Source organism: Microterricola viridarii (assembly GCF_900104895.1).
GTDB classification, from domain to species: domain Bacteria; phylum Actinomycetota; class Actinomycetes; order Actinomycetales; family Microbacteriaceae; genus Microterricola; species Microterricola viridarii.
In genome coordinates, this window is record NZ_LT629742.1 from 427,308 (window position 1) to 448,384 (window position 21,077).

The following is a 21,077-nucleotide window of genomic DNA, read 5'->3' on the forward strand; positions in this document are numbered from 1 at the left end:
GATGCGCGCACTTCCCCAGAAACTCGTGCGATCAAACGAGTTCTACCTGTTCCTCGTCATCGTCGTGCTTGCCATCGTGATTCAGGCCAGGAGCGGCCAGTTCTTCACAGCCAACAATCTCGTCGACATCGCGAACGCGATGGTCGTGCCGGGCATCTTCGCCGTCGGCGCGTTCATGGTGCTGGTCTCCGGCGGCATTGACGTGTCTTTTCCGGCGCTCGCCTCGCTGGCGGTCTACGCGACAACCCGCATCCTCGTCGATGCGGGTTATGAGGGCGACCTCTGGCTCCCGTTTCTGATCGTCATGGCGATCGGAGCAGTGCTCGGCTCCTTGAACGGATGGTTCGCCTCCCGCTTCGCAGTGCCGGTCCTGATCATCACGTTGGGCACAGCGAGCGTGTTCTCCGGCATCATGCAGGGGGCACTCGGCTCCGTGCAGATCCCGAACATTCCGCCGGCCATGAGCGAGTTCGGGCGGGCGACGCTGTTCGTGGCGACCAACCCCGACTCTGGTCTCACCTCGAACATGCCCATGTCGTTCCTTCTGCTCGTCGGGGTGGTCTTGGCCGCGTTCGTCATGCTGCGGTACACCACGTTCGGTCGCGGAATCTACGCACTCGGCGGAGATGAGAGTGCGGCATCCCGCGCAGGGTTCAACGTGCGCAGGATGAAGTTCTGGCTCTACGTCATCGTGGGTGTGATCGCCAGCATCGCCGGCCTCGTGCGCACGAGCATGATGGACCAGATGCACCCGACCAACCTTCTCGGTATGGAGTTGATGGTGATCGCCGCCGTCGTTCTGGGCGGTACCGCCATCACTGGCGGCACGGGCACCCTGACGGGCGCCATGTTGGGAACGCTGCTCATCGTGATCGTGCAGAACAGCATGATCCTCGTCGGCGTCCCCACTTTCTGGCAGGGATTCGCCTTGGGCGTTCTGATCATCGTCGGAACCGGAATCTCGGCCGTCCAGCTCACCCGAGCCCGCAAGCGCAAAACCGCACTGATCTGAGAAAGAGACTGCAATGACTGCAATAACGACATCGCGTTCGCGAGTCCGGCTCTTCCGCGACCAGCACGTCACGCGCCTTGCTTCGATTCTCGTCGTGCTTCTGCTGTTCTTCGCGCTCGTCAGAACGGAGAACTTCTTCCGGCTCGCCACCTGGCAGTCCATGGCCGTCCAGTTTCCGGAGTTCGGGCTGATGGCGCTCGGCGTCATGCTCACCATGATCATCGGTGGCATCGATCTGTCGGTCGTGGGCATCGCGAACATGACCGCCATCGGCAGCGCCACCCTGATGCTGTCGATCGCGCCTACCGGCTCAGACAGCCCGCAGGGCTACCTCGCCCTGATGGCGGCGATCTTCTTCTCGCTGCTGGTCGGCGCACTTGCCGGCGCCTTCAACGGTTTCCTGGTGGCGAAAGTGAAGATCCCGGCGATCCTCGTGACTCTGGGCACCTTCGAGCTCTTCACCGGCATCGCCGTGATCATCAGCGGAGGAAAGCCCACAAGCGGCCTACCGCCGCAATATGGCGAGGTGATGGCGAGCCGGCTGTTCGGTGTCATCCCCATGCCGCTGATCATCTTCATCGTTGCCACCATGGTCATCGGCGTGCTGATGTACAAGACCGCATTCGGCACGAAGCTCTACATGCTGGGATCGAATGAGACCGCGGCAGAGTTCAGCGGGCTCAAGACGACGAGCCTCACCATCCGCACCTACATGATCTCCGGACTCCTCGCCTCGGTGGCCGGTCTGGTGATGCTCGGCAACTACAACTCGGCGAAGGCTGATTATGGCTCGACCTACACGTTGCTGGCGATCCTCATCGTCGTGCTCGGTGGCGTGAACCCCAATGGCGGATCGGGGCGCCTCGCCGGCGTGATCCTCGCCGTTGTCGTGCTGCAGGTGCTCTCCTCGCTGCTGAACACCTTCCCCCACATCAGCAACTTCTACCGCCCACTCATCTGGGGCGGTGTGCTCCTTCTGGTCATCGTTGTCAACCAGTGGGACAAACGTGACCATCTCGCTCGACTCTTCCGCTGGAAAGGGACAACCTCATGAAAATGACCAAGGATCGCCACGTCGTGGTGAGCGCCGACTTCGCCGGGTATCCGCTCAAGGAAGCGGTGAAGGCTCACCTGCAGGCGCGCGGATGGAGCGTCACCGACTTGACGCCGACGCTGGACGACGCGCCGATGTACCAGCGGGCCGGCTTCATGGTGGGGGCGAAAATCGCCGAAGGCGAGTTTGAGAAGGCCCTCGCCTTCTGTGGCACCGGCATGGGCATCCATGTTGCCGCCAGCAAATGCCCGCACGTGCACGCCGCCGTGGCCGAGACTGTGCCGGCGGCGCTGCGCGCCTCGACCGCGAACAACTGCAATGTCCTTGCGATGGGCGCCTTTTACACGGCTCCGCGCCTTGCCATGGCAATGGCCGACGCTTTTCTCGAGTCGTCGTTCGGCGACGGCTACGAGAACTGGCGAGGCTTTGCCGAGTACCACCAACTCGGCTTCGACGAGTGCGAGAACTTCGACTACGAGGCATACAAGGCCAACGGCTTCGAGCTCGTTGACAAGCCCACCGTGACGATGGGGCCGGAGCCGAGCGGGCTCGCGTACTAGCGCGCTCGCGTCGCAACTCAGCACAGACAGACAGCTCAGTAGTTCAACCCAGTTCAGACGTTCAGAAGGGAGCGCCTCATGGCACGCGTGTTATTGGCAGGGGAGTCGTGGTCGACGACCTCGGTTCACACCAAGGGGTTCGACTCGTTCACAACCACGGCCTACGAAGAGGGGGCGGCCGACTTCATTGCCGCGCTCGAGCACGGCGGGCACTCGGTGGTGTTCCAGCCCAACCACGTTGCGGCGGCGAAATTTCCCACCAGCCTCGAGGAGCTTCGCGAGTTTGACGTTGTCGTGCTCAGCGACATCGGCGCCAACACCCTGCTGATTCCCCCGCAGGTATTTTCAGAGGGTCGGGCCATGCCGAACAGGCTCGAGCTTCTCGCCGAGTGGACCCGCGCCGGCGGTTCCCTGCTCATGGTCGGCGGCTACCTCAGCTTCATGGGCATCGAAGCCAAGGCCAACTACCGCAACACCGCGCTCGCCGCGGTTCTCCCGGTTGAGATGGAGGTGGGCGACGACCGCGAAGAGACCCCGCAAGGCGCTATCGCGAGCATCGTCGGCTCGCACCCGATCACCCAGGGACTCGACGAGAACTGGCCCGCCATCCTGGGCTATCACCGGGTCGAAGCGCGTGAAGGTGCCGAGGTGCTGGCGACCGTCGGCGCGCACCCCCTGCTCGTTGTCGACTCTGAGGGCGCTGGCCGTACGGCCGCGTTCTTGAGTGACATGGCCCCGCACTGGCTACCGAAGGAGTTTCTCGCCTGGGCCGGCTACGAGCCGATGTGGCAGCAGCTGATCACCTGGCTCGCCCGCGAGAGCGAGTGAGTTCACAACGATGAACGCGTTCGGCCGTGTTGCCGCACTCGATTTCGGCGCCACGAGCGGGCGCGTCATCGTTGGCGAGGTCAGCAAAGATCAGCTGAGAATGCAGACTTTCGCGCGATTTGCGAACCGCCCGGTCCCCGTCGGCGGGCGCTTGCATTGGGACGTCTTGTCCCTCTGGCAAGACGCGCTCGACGGGGTGGCTGCAGCAATTCGTGAGGTGCCCGACCTCTCCTCGGTGGCCACAGACACCTGGGGAGTGGACTACGGGCTCTTTCGTGGCGGTCGGCTGCTGGCCAATCCCACGCACTATCGGGATGAGCGCACGAACTCCGTGGTGGCAGGGGTCAACGCCCGTATGCCCGAGGCGGAGCAATACCGGCGGGCCGGCATCCAGACTCTCCCCATCAACACGATCTATCAATTTGCCGCCGAGGCGGAAGATCAGGTGGTGGAGTGGGCAGATTCCGCGCTCTTGATGCCGGATCTCTTCACGTATTGGTTGAGTGGCGCGCGTATCGCGGAGAGGACCATGGCGTCGACAACCGGACTGCTGGACGCCCGCTCGCGGGAGTGGAACGCGGAGCTCGTCGCTGCGGCCGGCATCCCCATGGCTCTGCTTCCTGCGCTCGTCGATGCGGGCACCGCGGTCGGACCGTTGCGCGCAGACGTCGCCCGCGCGGTGGGCGCCCCCCGCCGCGTCGAGGTCGTTGCCGTTGGCTCTCACGACACGGCCTCGGCCGTGGTCGCCGTGCCGATGGAGCCGGAGTCGGCCGCCTACATCTCATGTGGAACCTGGGGCTTGGTGGGCGTCGAGCGGTCGCATCCGGTGCTCTCTGAGGAGGCGCGGCTGGCGGGCTTCACCAACGAGGCGGGAGTCGACGGGCGCTACCTCCTGATGCACAACGTGATGGGCCTGTGGATTCTCACCGAGGCGGTGCGACAGTGGGAGCGGCACGGCGAGACCGTCGAGTTGCAGAGCCTGTTGGCGGCTGCGGCCGCCGTCTCAGTGGATCTGCCGGTCTTCGACGTGAACGACGCGCGCTTCCTGCCCCCGGGGGACATGCCCGCCCGAATCACCGAGTGGTGCATCGAACGCGGGCTTACCCCGCCGCAGAACCTCGCAGAGATGACACGGTGCATCATCGAGTCGCTCGCCTGTGCTTTCGCCGACGCCGCACAGCGCGCCGGACGCCTCGGCGGTGTGGCGGTGCAACGCATCCACATCGTCGGCGGCGGATGCCAGAACGAGCTGCTGTGCCAGCGCACCGCCGACCGTGCCGGGCTGCCGGTGCTGGCCGGCCCCGTGGAGGCGACCGCGCTCGGCAACATCCTGGTGCAGGCGCGCACCATGGGACACATCGCTGGCGACCTCGACGAGTTGCGCGATCTCGTTCGCCGTACCAACGAACCGGTGCGCTACGAGCCGCGGTGACCCCGCAATGACGCTGGCATTCGGTGTCCGAATCCACCGATTTTCCGAAGAAGGCCACGAAGGGACTAAGAACATGACCGCACGAATGCACGCAGATTCCGTCAGCGACGAGCTGGTTGCGCTGACGAGACGCCTGGGGGAACCCGCGCGCGACCTGGTGATACTCGCCGAGGGCAACACGAGCGAGCTCGTCAGCGACAGGACGATCAGCGTGAAGGCTTCTGGCTCAGCGATGGCTGAGGCGACTCGCGACGATTTCGTCACCGTCGACCTGGAGCCGTTGCTCCAGATTCTGCGTGACCCGGCCGCGAGTCAGGAAGCGCTAACCGCTGCGCTCACCGCGACCAGGGCCGACGGGGGAACCGTGCGGGCGTCGATCGAGTCGCTCGTGCACGTCGCCGTGCGTGCATTTGTGCCGGCGAAGTTCGTCGCGCACACCCACCCGACCGACGTGGTTGCGCTGCTTGCGAGCGCCGAGGCCGAGACGGCCTTCGTCGACCCGGTCTACTCCGAGGAATTCATGATTCTCGGCCGCAGCCTCTACGTGCCGTACGCCGAGCCGGGCATCGTGCTCGGTCGCGTGTTTCTGGAGCACCTCGACAGCTACGTCCAGGAGCATGGCGAGACGCCGTCGCTTGTGCTGCTCGGCAACCACGGAATTGTGGCGATATCGGACTCGGCCGCCGGTGTCGAGGCCATCTCGATGATGGCGGTGAAGAGCGCCAGGGTGCGGCTGGGCGCGAGGCTCGCCGGAGGAGTCGCCCCGCTGAGTGCGGAGACAACCGCCCACTACTTCGACCGCCCGGACTTCCGTGAGCGCCGTGCTGCCCTGGCGGGCCTCCAGCGCTGACAAGACTGCGCGCACAGGGCGGAGGGCCGGGTCTCACGCGAGATCCGGCCCTCCGCCCTGTGCTGCTGAGGGGGGGGGTTAGGCGCCCCAGCTGGACTGGGTGCCGCCGACGCGCTCCGCAGCGATCTGGGCCTGGTAGCCGGATGCCGCGTAGGCGGCCATCGGGTCGGCCGGCAGGCCACGTCCCTCGCGCCAGGCGGCGAGGTCGCCGCGCACATCGGTGTAGAAAGCGTCCATGAGGATGCCGTTGGCGCCGAGCACGTCGCCCGCGGTCTGCGCGGCATCCAGCGCCTCGCGGTCGACGAGCAGGGCGCGGGCCGTCATCTCCTGCACGTTCAGCACGGAGCGGATCTGGCCGGGGATCTTGTCCTCGACGTTGTGGCACTGGTCGAGCATGAAGGCGACGGGGCTGTTCGGGCCGTAGCCGCCACCGCGGACGACCTCGACCATGATCCGGAACAGCTGGAACGGGTCGGCCGCGCCGACGATCAGGTCGTCATCGGCGTAGAAGCGCGAGTTGAAGTCGAAGGAGCCGAGCTTGCCGAGGCGCAGCAGCTGCATCACGATGAACTCGATGTTTGTGCCCGGCGCGTGGTGGCCGGTGTCGAGGCAGACCATGGCCTTGTCGCCGAGGGCGGCGACCTGGGCGTAGCTCGTACCCCAGTCGGGGACATCGGTGTGGTAGAAAGCCGGCTCGAAGAACTTGTACTCGAGCACCAGGCGCTGCTCCGAACCGAGGCGGGCGTAGATCTGCCCGAGCGAGTCGGCGAGGCGATCCTGGCGGCCGCGCATGTCGCCCTGGCCGGGGTAGTTGGTGCCGTCGGCGAGCCAGATCTTCAGGTCCTGCGAGCCGGTGGCGTGCATGATGTCGATGCACTCGAAGTGGTGGTCGATCGCCCGCTGGCGAACGGCGGCGTCCGTGTGGGTGAGGCTGCCGAACTTGTAGACGTCGTCCTGGAACGTGTTCGAGTTGATCGTGCCGAGCGCGACGCCCAGGTCGCCGGCGAAATCGCGCAGTGCGCTGTAGTCCTCGACCTTGTCCCACGGGATGTGCAGCGCGACCTTCGGCGCGAGGCCGGTCACGCCGTGCACCTGCGCGGCGTCGGCGAGCTTCTCCTGGATGGTGCGCGGGGTGCCCGGCGTCGCGAACACCTTGAAGCGCGTGCCGGAGTTGCCGAACGCCCAGGAGGGCAGCTCGATGGCCTGGCCCTCGAGCTGGCTGGCGATGGAGGCGAATGTCGTCATGTCTGTCACTTCTCGATCTCGGTGGTGGAGGGGGTGGTGCGCTGGGCGGATGCCGCCAGCTGGTCTTCGAGGTTGAACACCTCGGTCAGTCGTGGGGCGGCTTGGTCGGGGCGCCCGCCTGCGGAGAGGAAGAACTCGGCCATCTCGGCCTCCCAGGGGGCCGTCGCCGGATTGCGCTCCAGCGCGGCCTGCGATGCGGCGTCGTCATCGGTCTCGTAGTAGCCGATGAGCAGGCCATCCTCCCGAAGGAAGAGTGAGTAGTTGCGCCGCCCGGCCGCCTCGATCGCGTCCAGCATCGACGGCCACACCGCTGCGTGCCGCTCGCGGTACTCGGCGATGCGCTCCGGTCGGAGCTGGAGCTGGAAGCACACGCGGTGCGGTGTGGTGCTCATCGTCAAAGGTGCCCTTACGGATCGGTGGTGCGGAGCAGGGGAGCGGTTCCGTGGCGGCCATTTATGAATCGTTTCAAAACGCTCCTTCACAGAGTAGTCCGGCGTCGGCGCCCGAGTCAACCGAGCGCGCGCGGCGCTCGGATTGTTCACCGCTCGCGGCGACTGCTAGCGTGATTAAAACGTTCCAATCGATTCGACGAGGAGTCTTCGACATGCACTACGGCGGCGACTACAACCCCGAGCAGTGGCCAGAGCAGACGTGGCACGAGGACGTCGCCCGCATGCGCGAGGCCGGGGTGACCATGGTCAGCCTGGGCATCTTCGCCTGGGCGCGCATCCAGCCGGCCGAGGGCGTGTTCGACTGGGAGTGGCTCGACACGGTGATCGAGTTGCTGCACCAGGGAGGTATCGCCGTGGACCTGGCTACCGCCACCGCGTCGCCACCGCCGTGGGCGACATCCGCCTACCCCGAGATGCTGCCGCGGGACGCCGATGGCAGCGTGTTCTGGCCGGGCAGTCGGCAGGCATTCGCCCCAAGCTCGCCGGTCTATCGGCGGCTCGCGGCCGAGCTCGTCACCGCGTTGGTCGAGCGCTATAAGGACAACCCCGCCGTCGTGATGTGGCACGTCAACAACGAGTACGGCTGCCACCTGCACTATGACTACTCGGACAACGCGCGCGACGCGTTCCGCGTCTGGTTGGAGGCCAAGTACGGCACCGTTGAGGCGCTCAACGCCGCCTGGGGCACCGCTTTCTGGTCGCAGCTGTACACCGACTTCGACCAGATCGTGCCACCACGCAAGGCCCCGTACAGCCTGAACCCGGCCGGCCTGCTTGACTTCAAGCGATTCACCTCAGACACCCTGCTCGAGTTGTTCCGGATGGAGAAGGCGATCATCCGCTCCGCGGGCGCGACCCAGCCCGTCACCACTAACTTCATGGGCGCGTTCCCCCCGGCCGACTACTGGCGCTGGGCTCAGGAGATCGACGTGATCAGCGACGACTGCTACCCGGATCCGAACGACCCCGAGTCGTTCAGGGCGTCGGCTTTCGCCCGCGACCTCATGCGCTCCTTCAACCCAGACGTTCCCTGGATACTGATGGAGCAGGCCACGAACGCGCTGAACTGGCGCCAGACGAACGCACCCAAGGCCCCGGGCCAGATGGCCGCGGTCAGCATGCAGGCCGTCGCCCGCGGCGCCGACGGCGTGATGTTCTTCCAGTGGCGGCAGTCCCGCAGCGGCAGCGAGAAGTTCCACTCGGCGATGTTGCCCCAGGCCGGCACCCGCACGCGCACCTGGCGGGAGGTCACCGCTCTCGGGGCGGAGCTGGCCGCGCTGCCCGAGCTGCCGCGCGGCTCCCGCGACGCCCGCGTGGCCATCGTCTTCGACTGGCAGAACTGGTGGGCCATCGGCAATCCCGACCACCCCGTTGTCCTCGACTACCCCAGCCTCGTGCAGGACTGGTACGCCGCGATCCACCGCCTGCACGTGCAGGTCGACATCGTTCAGCCGGGCTCGGACCTCGAGGGCTACCGGGTCGTCATCGCGCCGCAGCTCTACCTGCTGACGGCGGATGACGCCGCCAACCTCCTCGCGTTCGCTGCGTCCGGAGGCCACCTGCTGGTCACCGCGTTCTCCGACGTCGTCGACGAAAACGACGCATTCCGCGAGGGCGGCTACCTCACCCAGCTGGGTGGCGCGCTCGGCATCTGGCTCGAGGACTTCGGCGCGCTTGTGCCGCCGACACGGGCCACGGGCACAGGGGACTCCGCCGGTGCCACCGCGGCATCCACCGACGGCGCGGCGCCAGCCGTGCCCGGCCAGATGTTTGCGCCGATCGCCTCGCAGCTCGGCCCCATCACCGGCACCCTCCTCGCCGAGGAGATCCACCTGGCCGGCGCGACCGCGCTCGGCCGCTTCGCGGGCGGCCGCCGCGACGGCGACCCGGCGTTCACCGTGAACAGCCACGGCCGGGGAGCCGCGTACTACCTGGCCACGGTGCCGGATGCCGCGGGCGCCGCAGCGATCGCCGCCTGCCTCTTCACCGAGGCCGGCGTCGAGCCGGTGCTCGCGGGGCTGCCGGAGACCGTCGAGGCGGTCCGCCGCGGCGCCGTGCTGACACTGATCAACCATGACTCCCGGCCGGCAACGGTCGTCGTGCCCGCGGGTGCGGTGGTCGGCGGCTCCGACGCTGCGCTGAGCGCGCGGACCGCAGCCGGCGGCATCCGTCCGGCCGGCGAGCTGACCCTCGACCCGTTCGGCTTCGTGCTGCTCAACACCGAGATCTAGGCCGCTGATGCGCTACACGTACCTCGGGCGCTCCGGCGTCTCGGTCAGCCGGCTGTGCCTCGGCACCATGAACTTCGGCCCCGTCATCGATGAACAGGCGTCGGTCGGGCTGTTGGACGCCGCGACGGAGGCGGGCATCAACTTCATCGACACCGCCGACGTCTACGGCGGTGCGCCCTGGGGGGATCTCAATGGCCAGACGGAGGAGATCATCGGGCGGTGGCTGAGCGCCAGAGGGGCGGCCCGCCGCGACCAGGTCGTGCTGGCCACCAAGGCGTACGGTGACATGGGCGATGGCCCCAACGACCGCCACCTCTCGGCACTGCACATCCGGCGAGCCGTCGACGCCTCGCTGCGGCGGCTGCAGACCGATTACATCGACCTGTTCCAGATGCACCACATCGACAGGCATACGCCGCTCGACGAGATCTTCGAGGCCCTCACCCTGCTCCGCCAGCAGGGCAAGATCGTCTACCTCGGCTCATCGAACTTCGCCGGCTGGAACCTCGCGCAGTACCAGGAGTTCGCGCGGGCGACGAGCCGCACCGGGCTCGTGAGCGAGCAGTCCGTCTACAACCTCGCCCAGCGCTCCCTCGAACTTGAGGTGATCCCGGCAGCCCAGCACTACGGCATCGGCCTGCTGCCCTGGTCGCCGCTGGCCGGCGGCCTGCTCGGCGGCGTGCTCGCGAAGGCTGCCAAGTCCCGCTCGGCCGGCGTCGTCGAGACGCTCGGTGCGCGGCGTGGCGCGGTCGAGGCGTACGAGGCCTTCGCTGCGGCGCGAGGCCATGGCCCCGGTGACCTCGCCCTGGCCTGGTTGTTGCACCAGCCGGCCGTGACGGCTCCAGTGGTCGGCCCGCGCACCGGCGAACAGCTGCAGGGCGCGCTGCGCGCACTGGAGATCAGTCTCTCCGACGCCGACCTCGCCGAGCTCGATCAGATCTGGGCGGGGCCGGGCGGCCAGGCGCCGGAGGCTTACGCGTGGTGACACAGAACGGCGGCTGGCGGCGCGCGAGACTGATTCGTTTCAACCACACCTGCAATGCGGCATCCGTGGCTTAGGCTTTCAGGAGAAGTCCAGACAGACAGGGAGATCCGCGAGTGAGCGTGAGTGTGCGCGATGTGGCATCGCTGGCGGGGGTTTCTGTGGGAACCGTGTCCAACGTGCTGAACCGGCCGGAGAAGGTGGCGCCGGCAACCGTCGAACGCGTGCAACGCGCCGTCGCCGAGCTCCGCTTCGTGCGCAACGAGGCGGCCAGGCAGCTGCGCGCCGGGCAGAGCCACAGCATCGGCCTGATCGTGCTCGACGTGCGCAACCCGTTCTTCACCGAGGTCGCCCGCGGCGCGGAGGACAAGGCGGCCGAGGGCTCCCTCTCGGTGCTCCTCGGCAACAGTGACGAGAAGCCGGAGCGCGAGACCGCCTACATCGCGCTGTTCCAGGAGCAGCGCGTGCACGGCGTGCTCATCTCGCCGCTCGGCGACGACCTCGGCCGGCTGGCCGCGCTGCGCGAGCGCGGCATCCCGACCGTCCTGGTCGACCGCCAGGATTCCGTGGGGGAGTTCTCCTCCGTCTCGGTCGACGACGTGGCCGGCGGCTACTTGGCCGTGCGCCACCTGCTGGACCTCGGCCGGCGCCGCATCGCCTTCGTGGGCGGCCCGCACGGCATCCGCCAGGTCGCCGACCGCCTGCTCGGCGCCCAGAAGGCGGTCGAAGAGGTGTACGGCGCGAGCCTCGAGGTGATCGACGGCGAGGGCCTGACGGTTCTGCACGGGCGCGCCGTCGGCGAGGCGTTGCGCGAGCGCGCCGCCTACGCCCGGCCGGAGGCGGTCTTCGCCGCCAACGACCTGCTCGCCCTGGGCGTGCTGCAGGCGCTGACCATGCTCGGCGACATCCGCGTGCCCCAGGACATCGCGCTGATCGGCTACGACGACATCGACTTCGCCGCGACCGCGGTCGTACCGCTCAGCTCGATTCGCCAGCCCAGCGTGCTGATCGGCTCGACCGCCGTCGAGCTGCTGCTGCGCGAGGCAGCCGGCGGGCCGGACTTCGAGCACGAGCAGATCGTGTTCCAGCCGGAGCTCGTGGTGCGCGCCTCGACGGGGACCGCCGGCTAACCGCGCCGCCGCACGGCGCGGGCTAGCTCCGCACGACGACGTTGCGCGGGGCGTCGCCCTGCAGCATCCGCGCGATCTGGTCGGCCAACAGCCGTCCCATCCGCGGCATCATCGCCGTCGAGGCCCCGCCGACGTGCGGGGTGATCAGCACGTTGGGCAGTGCGAACAGCGGATGCCCGGCCGGCAGCGGCTCGGGGTCGGTCACGTCCAGGGCAAGGCGCAGGCGGCCGGAGCTGGCGTGGGCCAGCAGCGCGGCGGTGTCGGCGACCGGCCCGCGGGCGATGTTCACCAGCAGCGCGCCGTCGGGCATCGCCGTGAGGAAGGCGTCGTCGACGAGGTGGTGCGTCGCGTCGCTGAGCGGAACACCGACCACCACGATGTCGGCCTGCGGCAGCAGCGCGGCCAGCTCGTCGATGCCGTGGATGTGGCCGGTCGCACCCTCGCGGGCCGTGGACGCGACGCGCACCACGTTCACCTCGAACGGGGCCAGCCTGGCCTCGATGGCCTGTCCGACGCCGCCATAGCCCACGATCAGGACGGTGCGATCGGCGAGGCTGGCGTGCCGCGCGGGCGCCCAGCGGCCCTCGGCCGCGGCCCGCACGAAGTCGGGGATGCCGCGCTGCGACGCCAGGATCAAGGCCAGCGTCAGCTCGGCGGTGGATGTCTCGTGCACCGATGTCGCGTTGGCGAAAACGTGCCCGGGCGGCAGCACATCGGCGACGCCGTCGTAGCCGATCGACTGGCTCTGCACGAGCCGCGTCGTGGTGCCGGCGAGGTTCGCGAGCAGCGGCGTCGCGCCCATGTACGGCGGCACCGCGATGTCGATGTGCGGCAGCGGGGCGGGCCCGGTCATGTCCCACTCGACCAGCAGCACGCCGTCCGGAACCGGCCCGAGGGCGGTGCGGAGCGCCGCGCCGGGCAGGCTGACGACGAGGGCGGGCGTGGCTGCGGCGGTGTCAGAGATGGTCATGGTTCGAGCGTAGCGCCGCCCGCTAGCGGGCTGCGGCACCCCTGCCGCGGCCGCCCCGCTCGTCGAGCTCGGCCCGTTCGGCCAGATCGCCCAGTTCGGTCAAGTCGTCCAGCTGGGCCAGATCGCCCAGCTCGGCCAAGTCGTCCAACTCGGCCAAGTCGTCCAACTCGTCGCTGTGGTAGCGCGGTACCGGGATCGGCGAGGTGAGCGCGACCTGCTCCGAGAACTGCTCGGGGGTGACCCGGTTCTCGCTGACCACGGCGATCGGCATCGTCGTGGTGGGCACCGGCATCCGCACCCCGTCGATGCGCCCGTCCAGCGCCTCCGCCTCCGCCGCGAGCACGGCGCTCAGCGGGCGGGCGCTGTGTGTCAAGACCAGGCGCCAGCGGGTCTGCGGATGCGGCCGCAGCCGCAGCTCGCGGGCGACGGCGAGCCAGCCGACGCCGATCGCGAAGCCGATCACGCCGGCGACGGCCGCCACGATCAGCGCCCAGCGCGGGCCCATCGCGTTGGCGACCCAGCCGACGATGGGGGCGCCGATTGGGGTGCCGCCCATCAGGATCGCCATGTACAGCGCCATCACGCGGCCGCGCACGGCCGGCTCGGTCGTGGTCTGCACGAAGCCGTTCGCGGTGGTGAGCATGGTCACGGCCGAGAAGCCGATGAAGATCAGGGAGAACGCGAACGTCCAGAACGAGGGCATCAGCGCCGAGAGGAGCGAGGCGACGCCGAGGCCGCCGACGGCCACGATGATCACGCCGAAGCGGGCCTTCTCGCGCCGGGCGGCGAGGAGGGCGCCCGAGAGCGATCCGATCGCGAGGATAGAGGAGAGCAGGCCGTACTCGCCGGCCCCGCGCCCGAACTCCACCGCCATGGTGGACGAGACGATCGGGAAGTTCATGGCGAAGGCGCCGACGAGGAAGACGATCACGAACACGACGATGAGGTCGGGGCGCTTCGCCACGTAGCGGAACCCCTCGACGAACTGGCCGCGGGCCCGCGGCGCCCGCGGCATCCGGCGCAACCTCGAGGAGTTCAGCATGGCCAGCGCGATGAGCACGGCGATGAAGGTCGCGGCGTTGGCGATGAACACCCAGCCGGAGCCGATCAGTACGATCAGGAAGCCGGCGAGGGCCGGGCCGATCATGCGGGCCGCGTTGAAGGAGGCGGAGTTCAGGGCGACCGCGTTGGCCATGTTGTGCTCGCTGACCAGGTCGCTGACGAAGGTCTGGCGGGCGGGCCCGTCGATGGCGTTCACGATGCCGAGCAGCAGGGCGAAGACGTAGAGGTGCCAGAGCTCGGCGTGGCCGAGCAGCAGCAGCAGGCCGAGCCCGATGCCGAGCGCCATCAGTGCCGACTGGGTGAAGAAGAGGATCGTGCGCCGGTCGAAGCGGTCGGCGATCAGCCCGGTGATCGGAACGAGCAGGAGCTGCGGCCCGAACTGGAGCGCCATGGTCGCGCCAACGGCGACCGCGTCGTTGTCGGTGAGGTCGGTGAGCACGACCCAGTTCTGCGTCGTCGCCTGCATCCACGCACCCACGTTGGAGACCAGCGCGCCAATGAACCAGACGCGGTAGTTGTAATTCGAGAGGGAGCGGAACATGGCACTCACTGGGTGGCTAATCTCCTGAGGATCTCGGCGGCGGATGCCAGGGTGGCCCGCTCGTCGCTGCTGAGCTCGCGCATTTGGCGGGTGAGCCAGCGGTCGCGTTTCTTGACTGTTTCGTCGACGGTGGTGGTGCCGGCCTCGGTGAGGCTGATGTTCACCTTGCGACGGTCGGCCTCGTCGGCCTCGCGGCTGAGGTAACCCAGGCCCTCGAGGCAGTTGACGGTGCGGTTCATCGACGGCGGCGAGATGTGCTCGCGCTCGGCGAGGGCGCCGAGCGTGTGCGGCCCGTGCACGTACAGGGCCGCGAGCACAGAGAACTGGCCATCGCTGAGGTCGTCGTCGGCCTTCTCGGCGCGCAGTCGCCTGGCGAGCCGAAGCGTGGCCATTCGAACGTCTGAGCTCTGCTCTGCAATCGTCTTGGCCACGAATAGTTAGCATAGCTCATTAGCATTGCTAAGTAAATGCGGAAGCCGCGGCCCCGCTGGTGGGCCAGTGGAAACCCCGCCCCTGCTACCGCTGGCGGCGCGCGGCTGCCAGAATGGCGGCATGCCAACGCCGAGCACCGACGTCGAGATCCCGAGCCGCACCTTCACCGACGCGCACGGGGTGCGCATCCACTACTACTCCTGGCCGGTCGAGAACCCCCGCGCGGTCATCCAGCTGGCGCACGGCGTCGGCGAGCACGCGCTGCGCTACCTCGAGCTGGTCGGCGAGCTGAACAAGGCCGGCTACTCGGTCTACGCCGACGACCACCGCGGCCACGGCCGCACCGGCTTCGAGCAGCACGGCGGCGATCTCGACCGGATGGGCCGGCTCGGCCCCGGCGGGCTGAAGGCCACGATCAAGGCCGTGCACCAGTTCAGCGGAATCATCGCCGCCGAGGCGCGCGCCGAGCACCCCGGCCTGCCGCTGGTGCTGCTCGGCCACTCCTGGGGATCGCTGATGGCGCAGATCATCGTGAACGAGCACGCCGACGACTACGCCGCCGTCATCCTGACCGGCACGGCCTACCGGATGGTCGGCTCGATGGAGAGCGGCGATTTGAACCGCAGGCACAAGCACCTCGGCAACACCGGCGTGGAGTGGCTGAGCCGCGACCCCGCCGTGCACTCCGCGTTCATCTCCGACCCGCTCACCACGACGAAGCCGATCATCAAGCTGTTCGGCCCGATCGACGCTCTGCGCCTGCTCGGCCGCCCCGCGCGCAACCTGCCCCCGGAGCTGCCGCTGCTCGTCCAGGTCGGCAGCGACGACTCCCTCGGCGCCGAGAAGAGCGCGCTCAAGCTGGTCGAGACCTACCGCCACCGCTCCGGCCTGAGCGATGTGACCCTCATCGTCTACCCCGGCGCCCGACACGAGGTCTTCAACGAGATCAACCGCGCCGAGGTTATGGCCGACACGATCGCCTGGCTCGACCAGCGGATGCCGGAGCGCGCCTAGCCCGCGGCACGCCCGCCGCGTGACCCCCTGTCGCGGCCCGCGATAAGTCTCGCGGCCCTCGGTATAGCGGGGGCCGCGAGACGTTTCGGGGGCCGCGAGATCGCTCTCGGCCGCACCAGCAGCGCTCGCAGTTCCTGAGTTTGCCTGGGTTCCGGCTGCCGCCTTTCGCGGCGCTTCGCGTCGCGCAGCCATAGGCTGAAGCCGTGCATGGTGAATACAAGGTTCCTGGCGGCAAGCTCGTGGTCGTCGACTTCGAGGTCGTGGACGGCGCGATCAGCGGGTTCCGGCTCGCCGGCGACTTCTTCCTCGAGCCCGACGAGGCGCTCGACGCCGTCAACGCCGCGATCGAGGGCATGTCGGCCAACGCCGATGCCGCCGCCTACGCCGCGGCCGTGAAGCAGGCGCTACCCGCGGATGCCGTGCTGCTCGGCTTCTCGGCCGAGGGCGTCGCCGTCGCCATCCGCCGGGCGCTGTCGGCCGCCACCACCTGGCGCGACTACGACTGGCAGATCGTGCACGACAAGGCCGTCTCCCCGGCCATGCACCTCGCCCTCGACGAGGTGCTCGCCACCGAGGTCGGCGACGGCGCGCGCGGCCCGCTGCTGCGCATCTGGGAGTGGGACGAGTCCGCCGTCGTCATCGGCAGCTTCCAGTCGCTGAAGAACGAGGTCGACCCGGAGGGCGCGGCCGCCCACGGCTACCAGGTCGTTCGGCGCATCTCCGGCGGCGGCGCGATGATGATGGAGAAGGGTGCCATCATCACCTACTCGCTCTACGTGCCGGCCTCCCTCGTCGGCGGCATGAGCTTCGCCGACTCCTACGCCTTTCTCGACGCCTGGGTGCTGCAGGCGCTGCAGTCGCTCGGCATCGAGGCGAGCTACCAGCCGCTCAACGACATCACCAGCCCGAAGGGCAAGATCGGCGGGGCCGCGCAGAAGCGGCTCGGCAACGGCGGCGTGCTGCACCACGTCACCATGAGCTACGACATGGACGGCGACGTCATGACGCAGGTGCTGCGCATCGGCCGCGAGAAGATCAGCGACAAGGGCATCGCCAGCGCCGCCAAGCGGGTCGACCCGCTGCGCAGCCAGACCGGGCTCTCCCGCGCCGAGATCATCGAGCGCATGAAGGAGACCTTCGCCGGGCTCTACGGCGCGACGCCGGGCGCGCTCACCGAGGCGGAGTACGCCGCCGCCGAGGAGCTCGTCGCGAGCAAGTTCGGCACCGAGGCCTGGCTCAACCGCGTTCCGTAGCGGATGCCGGCGGGCCTTCCCGCTGGTTGAGCCAGCCCTGTCGTGAGCTTGTCGCAGGGTCGAAACCCGGCAAGCACCGGTGACGGTTTCGCAGGTTTCCTTGGCCAGGGCTGCCGCCTTTCGCGACGCTCCGCGTCGCGCTAGTCGAAGAGCTCGCTCAGCCAGCTCTCCTTCTTGCGCTTGCGCCCGTAGGCATCCGTGCTGCTCTGGCCGCCGAAGAGGTCGCGCGGGTTGAAGCCCTGCTGCTGTGCGGGGTAGCCCTGCTGCTGGGCGGGGTAGGCCTGCTGTGCCGGGGCCTGCTGCACGGGCGCCTGCTGCGCGGCCGGCTGCGCGCCGAAGGAGCGCTCGATGATCTTGTCGAGCTCGCCGCGGTCGAGCCAGACACCGCGACACTGCGGGCAGTAGTCGATCTCGATGCCGGAGCGCTCGCTCATCACGAGCGGGGTGCTGTCGAGGGGGCAGTTCACAGAGAGTCTCCTCAGGGTTGCGCACGAAGCGTGCGGGCGGGGTAGGGCGCCGCCAGAGTAGCAAGCCGCCGCCGGAGAAAACTGTGCAGGTGCCCGGCTGCGCACCGGCGGGCGGATGCCGCGGCATCCGCCCGCCGAGAGGCCCCCAGCCATCGCGGGCAACCCGGATTCGGAGTACTGTCGCGTTCGCGAAGGAGGTGCCCGTGAGTGCTGAGCCGACGCCGGCGCGTGTCTGGGCGTCTGACCGCGACCCGTCCCGCGCGCACTGGATGGAGCTGTTCTTCGACCTGATCTTCGTGGCGCTCGTCGGCCAGCTGGCGCACGGCCTGCACGAGCATCCGAGCATCGCGGGCCTGCTCACCTTCCTCGCGCTGTTCGCCTCGGTGTGGTGGTCGTGGGTGAACCTGACCTTCGCCGTCAACGTGATGCCGTGGCTCACCCGGCGCCAGCTGGCCGGCGTGATGCTCGCCTCGATGTTCGCGATCGGGGCGATCGCCGTCGCCGCCCCCGAGGCGACGGGGGAGCGGGCCTGGCTGTTCGCGGCCGGCAACGCGGCGCTCCGGCTGATCCTGCTCGGCCTGTGGAGCTGGCAGTCCTGGGGCAGCGGCACGGCGTCCCGGCTGCGGCTGCTCGCCTACAACGGCCTGACCGCGCTGCTCTGGTTCGTCTCGATCTGGCTGCCCGCCCCGTGGAACTTCGTGCTCTGGGCGGCCGCGATCCTGCTCGAGGTGGTGCTCCTCATCGCGACGGGGGCGCGCTGGTCGGACCGGGTGCTCGAGCGCCTGAACGTCGAGCACCTCGCCGAGCGCTTCGGCCTGCTCGTTGTCATCGTCTTCGGTGAGTCGGTGCTCTCGATCGTCGGCGTGCTGAGCGACACGTGGACGCTGGAATCCGGCCTCACCGCGGCGGCGGCGCTCGCCGCGATCGCGCTCCTGGCCTGGTCGTTCTTCCTCTACGGAACCGACGCGATGCGCGACGGGCTGGAGGCCCTGCATGCTGCCGGCGACTACCGGGCGATCCGCGACACCGCCGCGTTCCTGCCGTTCCTCATCGTCGCCGGGGTCACCGCGATCTCCGGGGCGATCAGCGCCGCGATCCTGCACCCGGCAGACCCGCTGCCGCTCGCCTCCGCCGTGTCGCTGTGGGGAGGGATCGCCGTGTTCTACCTCTGCAACGCCGTGGTGTCGCTGCGCTTCGGGAGGCCGGTGCGCGGGGTGCTGCGCTGGGCGGTGCCGGCGCTGGCCCTCACCGCGCTGCTCGCCGTCGCCGCGACGCTGCTGCCCGCGGCATCCATCGTCTACTGCACCGTCGCGGTGCTGGCCTACATCGTGGCCTCGACCGAGCTCGGCGAGCGGCGCCGGGGCAGGGCCCTGCCGGTTGCCTAGACTGGGCGGGTGCCCGAATCTGCTGCGTCCGAAATCCCTGCCGATGCGGCGGGGCCCGAGGTCGAACCGCAGCCCGCGCCCACCGGCCGCGTCATCCACGCCGACAACCTCACCGTGTTGCCGGGTTTCGCCGACGGCTCCTTCACCCTGATCTACCTCGACCCGCCGTTCAACACGGGCCGCTCGCAGACCCGGCAGACCATGACCAGCGTGCGCAGCGAGCCCGACTCCGACGGCGCGCACGCGGCCGGAACCGTCAGCGGCTTCAAGGGGCAGCTGTACGAGCGCATCCGCGGCGACCTGATGCGCTACGACGACCGCTTCGAGGACTACTGGCTGTTCCTGGAGCCGCGCCTCATCGAGGCCTGGCGCCTGCTGGCGGATGACGGCACGCTCTACCTGCACCTGGACTACCGCGAGGCGCACTACGCCAAGGTGCTGCTGGACGCGCTGTTCGGCCGGGAGAGCTTCCTCAACGAGATCATCTGGGCCTACGACTACGGCGCCAAGTCGAAGAGTCGCTGGCCGACCAAACACGACACGATCCTCGTCTACGTGAAGAACCCGTCGGCGTACTACTTCGACTCCGCGAGCGTCGACCGGGAGCCGTACATGGCGCCGGGCCTCGTCACGCCCGAGAAGGCGGAGCGCGGCAAGCTGCCCACCGACGTCTGGTGGCACACCATCGTCTCGCCGACCGGGCGGGAGAAGACCGGCTACCCGACGCAGAAGCCGGCCGGCATCCTGCGCCGCATCATCCAGGCGTCCTCCCGCGAGGGCGACACCGTGCTGGACTTCTTCGCCGGCAGCGGCACCACCGGCGCCGTCGCCGCCGCGCTCGGACGCAACTTCGTACTGGTCGACCAGAACCAGGCGGCTATCGACACCATGCGGGTGCGCTTCGCCGCGAACGAGGCCGTCAGCTTCGAGTAGAGCCGCTGCCGCTGCCGCTGCCGCTGCCGCTGCCGCACAGCCAGTCAGCGGAGACGGCGCCCCAGCTGGCCCCGAAACGGGCGAGACTCCGGCGTGTCGCGCGCCGTCTCCGCCGACCGGCTAGGCAGACGACCGGTTAAGCAGACGACCGGCTAGGCAGACGACCGGTAAGGCAGACGACCGGCTAGGCAGACGACCGGCCAAGCCAGCGGACGGCCAGGCAGGCGACCGGCCAGGCCACCAACCAGCTAGGCCGAGGCGCGCCGCACGAGCGTGGTCGGCAGCACCAGGTGATCCTGGTGCGGGCGGCCCTCGATGATCTGCACGAGCAGCTCGGCCATCGCCTGGCCCATGCCGACGGCCGGCTGGCTCACGGTGGTCAGCGCCGGGGACGCCGTCTCGGCGAAGGAGTTGTCGTCGAAGCCGATCACCGCCACGTCGCCCGGCACCTGACGCCCGGACTCGGCCAGCGCCTGGTACGCGCCGACGGCCATCTGGTCGTTCGCCGCGAACACGGCGTCGATGCCCGGCTCCCGCTCGAGCAGCCCACGCATCGCCTCGGCACCCGACGCCACCGTGAAGTCGCCCCGCGCGACGAGGGAGTCGTCGAGGCCGTTCGCCCGCATCACCCCGCGCCAGCCGTCCAGGCGGTCGAAGCCGGGCGGCATGTCCTGCGGGCCGGCGATCGTCGCGATGCGGCGACGGCCGCTGCCGATGAGGTGCTCCGTGGCGGCCGCGGCGCCGCCCCGGTTGTCGACGTCGACGAAGTACGGCTCGTTGTCCTCCGGCACCAGCGGCCGCCCGCCGTAGACCACGGGGAGGGTGCCGTTCAGCTGGGCGTAGGAGTGGTCGCCGGCGTGGTGCGAGACCACGAGCGCGCCGTCCACATTGCCGCCGAGCAGGTAGCGCCGGGTCTTGCCCGAGTTCGCCTCCGACTCGATGAGCATGTTGAGCATGTACTCGGTGTCGGCCAGGTGCAGGGCGACGCCCTGCACCAGCTGCGCGAAGAAGGGGTCGGCGAAGATCTTCGCCGACGACTCCGGCACGATCAGCGCGATCACCTGGGTGCGCCGGCTGGCCAGCATCCGGGCCGCCCGGTTGGGCACATAGTTGAGTTCGGCGATGGCCCGGTTGACCGACTCGACAATCTCGGGGGTCACGGTGGGGGAGCCGTTCACGACCCGCGAGACGGTGGCGCGCGAGACGCCCGCCTGTGCGGCCACCATTTCCAGCGTGGGAACGGG

The 21,077-nt window shown here is 68.9% G+C and carries 20 protein-coding genes; 13 read left to right on the forward strand and 7 right to left on the reverse strand.

Translation table 11 applies throughout. The features are described from left to right. The first annotated feature begins 1 nt into the window (after position 1). From BLT62_RS01960 to BLT62_RS01985, 6 genes are all read left to right on the forward strand, one after another. Complete coding sequence (locus tag BLT62_RS01960) at positions 2–1,012, forward strand: ABC transporter permease (protein ID WP_083362547.1); 1,011 nt, start codon at positions 2–4, stop codon at positions 1,010–1,012. A gap of 94 nt (positions 1,013–1,106) precedes the next feature. Next, positions 1,107–2,066 carry an ABC transporter permease gene (locus tag BLT62_RS01965; RefSeq protein ID WP_231919306.1) on the forward strand — a complete coding sequence of 320 codons (960 nt, stop codon included), beginning with the start codon at positions 1,107–1,109 and terminating at the stop codon, positions 2,064–2,066. Further along, positions 2,063–2,626 carry an RpiB/LacA/LacB family sugar-phosphate isomerase gene (locus tag BLT62_RS01970; protein ID WP_083362549.1) on the forward strand — a complete coding sequence of 188 codons (564 nt, stop codon included), beginning with the start codon at positions 2,063–2,065 and terminating at the stop codon, positions 2,624–2,626. The genes BLT62_RS01965 and BLT62_RS01970 overlap by 4 nt, the downstream gene beginning before the upstream one ends. A gap of 78 nt (positions 2,627–2,704) precedes the next feature. Next, positions 2,705–3,454, forward strand: coding sequence for a glutamine amidotransferase (locus BLT62_RS01975; protein ID WP_083362550.1), 750 nt, complete (start codon positions 2,705–2,707; stop codon positions 3,452–3,454). Between the two features lie 10 nt (positions 3,455–3,464). After that, positions 3,465–4,886 (forward strand): rhamnulokinase, encoded by a 1,422-nt coding sequence (locus tag BLT62_RS01980; RefSeq protein ID WP_083362551.1) that lies wholly within the window; start codon positions 3,465–3,467, stop codon positions 4,884–4,886. A gap of 7 nt (positions 4,887–4,893) precedes the next feature. Then, positions 4,894–5,736 carry a class II aldolase/adducin family protein gene (locus BLT62_RS01985; RefSeq protein WP_231919307.1) on the forward strand — a complete coding sequence of 281 codons (843 nt, stop codon included), beginning with the start codon at positions 4,894–4,896 and terminating at the stop codon, positions 5,734–5,736. Between the two features lie 78 nt (positions 5,737–5,814). Here the strand turns inward: BLT62_RS01985 and rhaI are convergent, their stop codons facing one another. Both rhaI and BLT62_RS01995 read right to left on the reverse strand, forming a co-directional pair. Beyond that, the gene (rhaI, locus tag BLT62_RS01990) at positions 5,815–6,981 is read right to left on the reverse strand and encodes an L-rhamnose isomerase (RefSeq protein WP_083362553.1); all 1,167 of its coding nucleotides are present in this window, start codon (positions 6,979–6,981) and stop codon (positions 5,815–5,817) included. A gap of 5 nt (positions 6,982–6,986) precedes the next feature. Further along, entirely contained in the window at positions 6,987–7,373 is a 387-nt protein-coding gene (locus BLT62_RS01995) for an L-rhamnose mutarotase (protein ID WP_083362554.1), read from the reverse strand. A gap of 212 nt (positions 7,374–7,585) precedes the next feature. Between BLT62_RS01995 and BLT62_RS02000 the strand changes: the two genes are divergently transcribed. The 3 genes from BLT62_RS02000 (at position 7,586) to BLT62_RS02010 (ending at position 11,776) form a co-directional block, all read left to right on the forward strand. Continuing rightward, positions 7,586–9,664: a beta-galactosidase gene (locus tag BLT62_RS02000; RefSeq protein ID WP_083362555.1), complete on the forward strand. Its 2,079-nt coding sequence runs from the start codon at positions 7,586–7,588 to the stop codon at positions 9,662–9,664. Between the two features lie 7 nt (positions 9,665–9,671). Then, positions 9,672–10,649, forward strand: a complete 978-nt coding sequence (locus tag BLT62_RS02005) for an aldo/keto reductase (RefSeq protein WP_083362556.1) — start codon at positions 9,672–9,674, stop codon at positions 10,647–10,649. A gap of 113 nt (positions 10,650–10,762) precedes the next feature. Further along, a complete protein-coding gene (locus BLT62_RS02010) occupies positions 10,763–11,776 on the forward strand; it encodes a LacI family DNA-binding transcriptional regulator (protein WP_083362557.1) in 1,014 nt (337 codons plus the stop codon). A 22-nt stretch (positions 11,777–11,798) separates the two neighbouring features. Here BLT62_RS02010 and BLT62_RS02015 read toward each other — a convergent pair whose 3' ends face one another. Genes BLT62_RS02015 through BLT62_RS02025 form a run of 3 tightly spaced genes read right to left on the reverse strand, consistent with a single transcriptional unit; the run spans position 11,799 to position 14,741 of the window. After that, positions 11,799–12,746 (reverse strand): 2-hydroxyacid dehydrogenase, encoded by a 948-nt coding sequence (locus tag BLT62_RS02015; protein ID WP_083362558.1) that lies wholly within the window; start codon positions 12,744–12,746, stop codon positions 11,799–11,801. 22 nt (positions 12,747–12,768) lie between these two features. Continuing rightward, positions 12,769–14,349 carry an MFS transporter gene (locus BLT62_RS02020; RefSeq protein WP_197675157.1) on the reverse strand — a complete coding sequence of 527 codons (1,581 nt, stop codon included), beginning with the start codon at positions 14,347–14,349 and terminating at the stop codon, positions 12,769–12,771. A gap of 5 nt (positions 14,350–14,354) precedes the next feature. Beyond that, a complete protein-coding gene (locus BLT62_RS02025; RefSeq protein WP_083362559.1) occupies positions 14,355–14,741 on the reverse strand; it encodes a MarR family winged helix-turn-helix transcriptional regulator in 387 nt (128 codons plus the stop codon). 160 nt (positions 14,742–14,901) lie between these two features. On the opposite strand from BLT62_RS02025, the gene BLT62_RS02030 reads away from it, so the two are divergent. Next, on the forward strand, positions 14,902–15,795 hold the full coding sequence (locus BLT62_RS02030) for an alpha/beta fold hydrolase (RefSeq protein ID WP_083362560.1): 894 nt from the start codon (positions 14,902–14,904) through the stop codon (positions 15,793–15,795). Between the two features lie 203 nt (positions 15,796–15,998). Further along, the gene (locus BLT62_RS02035; RefSeq protein ID WP_083362561.1) at positions 15,999–17,048 is read left to right on the forward strand and encodes a lipoate--protein ligase family protein; all 1,050 of its coding nucleotides are present in this window, start codon (positions 15,999–16,001) and stop codon (positions 17,046–17,048) included. 140 nt (positions 17,049–17,188) lie between these two features. On the opposite strand, the gene BLT62_RS02040 is transcribed toward BLT62_RS02035, so the two are convergent. Beyond that, positions 17,189–17,515 carry a TFIIB-type zinc ribbon-containing protein gene (locus BLT62_RS02040; protein WP_083362562.1) on the reverse strand — a complete coding sequence of 109 codons (327 nt, stop codon included), beginning with the start codon at positions 17,513–17,515 and terminating at the stop codon, positions 17,189–17,191. A 203-nt stretch (positions 17,516–17,718) separates the two neighbouring features. Between BLT62_RS02040 and BLT62_RS02045 the strand changes: the two genes are divergently transcribed. Both BLT62_RS02045 and BLT62_RS02050 read left to right on the forward strand, forming a co-directional pair. Next, positions 17,719–18,900 (forward strand): low temperature requirement protein A, encoded by a 1,182-nt coding sequence (locus tag BLT62_RS02045; RefSeq protein ID WP_083362563.1) that lies wholly within the window; start codon positions 17,719–17,721, stop codon positions 18,898–18,900. A 33-nt stretch (positions 18,901–18,933) separates the two neighbouring features. Further along, a complete protein-coding gene (locus tag BLT62_RS02050) occupies positions 18,934–19,833 on the forward strand; it encodes a DNA-methyltransferase (protein ID WP_083365255.1) in 900 nt (299 codons plus the stop codon). Between the two features lie 248 nt (positions 19,834–20,081). Here the strand turns inward: BLT62_RS02050 and BLT62_RS02055 are convergent, their stop codons facing one another. Next, entirely contained in the window at positions 20,082–21,059 is a 978-nt protein-coding gene (locus BLT62_RS02055) for a LacI family DNA-binding transcriptional regulator (protein WP_231919308.1), read from the reverse strand. Positions 21,060–21,077 lie beyond the last annotated feature (18 nt).